Below are 711 nucleotides of genomic sequence, written 5' to 3'. Positions count from 1 at the left end.
TACAGCTGCAGCAAGTCGCCCAATGACTGACGATTTCCTTGGCGAGCTTCATTGATGCGTCGCTCGACGGAGCCGTCTGTGGAAGACAGATCGAGTGTGTGAGTGGACATGGGGCGTCTCGGTGTTGGATCGGATTCAGACTCTGCTGAAACTCAATGCGTCATCGGCGGGTCGACCGGGCCAAAAAACCGGGGACGATTTCGAAGGATTTTGCAACAAGAAAATGTCGGTCGGAATTTGTGGTGATTTTCTCGGCCGAAGTGTTGCGCTTTGCGCAGCGAATCGTACCTGTAAAGGGAGACGTGTAGCTTTTTGTTTGACGCGGCTCGCCCTTCTCTCTTCTCTTCTAAAAACCGCACAGGTGTCGCGATGACAAAGTTCTGGAATCGTTGGATCGGAGGCCACCAATCATCTCGTTCAAAGAATCGGCGGCGTCGATCGCAGCGGCGTCGACTACGATCGGAAACGTTGGAAACGAGGAAATTACTGGCCGCCAATCTATTTCACAACGATGCATTTCCAGAAGACGTCAACGAAGACGGACAGGTCTCTGCGATCGACGCCTTGGCGATCATCAATCAGATGAACAGTGATGGGGCGAGTGAATTCGGTTCGCAGTTGCAGGGAGCCGATATTGCGGGGGCGGAAGGCCAACGCGTCAACAACTCCCGTCCATCCCGCGGGCGGATGACGGATGTCAACAACGATGGT

General features: G+C 54.0%; 1 protein-coding gene. It reads left to right on the top strand.

Annotation, left to right across the window (positions count from 1 at the left end):
* Positions 1-369: 369 nt before the first annotated feature.
* Positions 370-711: dockerin type I domain-containing protein (locus RE6C_RS25635; protein ID WP_039963444.1), on the top strand; the 342-nt coding region annotated here is incomplete at its 3' end.

The organism is Rhodopirellula europaea 6C (assembly GCF_000338295.1).
Classification (GTDB): domain Bacteria; phylum Planctomycetota; class Planctomycetia; order Pirellulales; family Pirellulaceae; genus Rhodopirellula; species Rhodopirellula europaea.
The sequence above is the reverse complement of the archived record's forward strand: the minus strand, read 5'-3'. Positions and strand labels throughout refer to the sequence as shown.